The organism is Frankia sp. AgKG'84/4 (assembly GCF_023242965.2).
Lineage (GTDB): Bacteria > Actinomycetota > Actinomycetes > Frankiales > Frankiaceae > Frankia.
The window spans coordinates 1-1,222 of sequence record NZ_JALKFU020001149.1 but is presented as its reverse complement, the minus strand read 5'-3'; the positions used below and the strand labels follow the sequence as shown (position 1 = coordinate 1,222).

Sequence of the window (1,222 nt, the reverse complement as noted above, 5' to 3'; positions counted from 1 at the left end):
TTCACTGAGATGTGTTAGTGGGGTGGGTCATATGTTTATATGAGAGAGGGGAGTTTGAGTTCGAGTGTCGAATTCGATGTCCGTGCGGTAGATGTGATCCATTCACGACAGCCGCCGCCCGGCCCGACGGTTCCGCGCGGCGACCCCGGCGTCCCGGCCTGTCCCGCCCCCGTCCGCCGCCCCCGGTGACACGGTGACCGTGGCGCCGCGCCCGCCGGAGGGAAGGACGAGGCAGCATGATCGACGGCGGGTCGCACGTGCGGACGAACCGAGCGCGGTGGAACGAGATCGCGGATGACTACCAGCGGCTGAACGGCCCGCAGATCCGCCGGCAGGCGTTCACCGGCGACATCTCCTGGGGGCTGTGGGAGGTCCCCGAGTCCCGTCTCGGCGTGCTCGGCGAGGTCGCGGGCCGGGACGTGCTGGAGATGGGCTGCGGGGGCGGGCAGTGGTCGACCGCGCTGGCCCGCCGCGGCGCCAGGGTCGTCGGGCTGGACCTGTCCGAACGTCAACTCCTACACAGCCGCCGCCTCGCCGCGGACACCGGCCTGGCGTTCCCGCTGGTGCAGGCGAGCGCGGAGACGGTGCCCTTCGCCACCGGCTCCTTCGACATCGTCTTCGCCGACCACGGGGCGTTCAGCTTCGCCGACCCGATGCGGGCGATCCCCGAGGCGGCACGGGTGCTGCGTCCCGGCGGGCTGCTGGCGTTCAGCCACGTCAGCCCGATCTACGAGATCACCGTGCGCCCCGGCCGGGACAGCCCCGGCACCCGGCTGACCCGGGACTACTTCGGGCTCCGCCTGGTCGCCGAGGCGGATGGTCTGGTCAGCATGAACCTCCCCTACGGCACCTGGATCCGGCTGTTCCGCGACAGCGGACTGCTCGTCGAGGACCTGCTGGAACCGCGTCCACCGACGCCCGTGTTCGACGGCAGCCTCGACGATGACCCCGAACCGGACGCGGCCGACGGGGCGGGCCGGGACGCCGCGGCGGCGGCTGAGCGGGCCGACGAGGAGTGGGCGCGGCGCTGGCCCTCGGAGTGCGTCTGGCGGCTGCGCAAGCCAGCGGGGTGAGGGCGGCGGACGAATCCGAGCTGGTCGGGGCCCTCGCCGCGCACGCAGTCCGGTTCCCCGGGAGCCAGCCGGGTCCGGCGCCCACCGAGGCCACGGTGCTGTCCCGACGGGCCGACCGGCTGGTCGTGCGCTGCGGCAACGTCGTACTC

1 protein-coding gene is annotated in these 1,222 nt (G+C 72.7%); it reads left to right on the top strand.

Annotated elements, in window-relative coordinates; genetic code table 11:
- Positions 1 to 236 precede the first annotated feature (236 nt).
- Entirely contained in the window at positions 237 to 1,073 is an 837-nt protein-coding gene (locus tag MXD58_RS27990; protein ID WP_248840560.1) for a class I SAM-dependent methyltransferase, read from the top strand.
- Positions 1,074 to 1,222 lie beyond the last annotated feature (149 nt).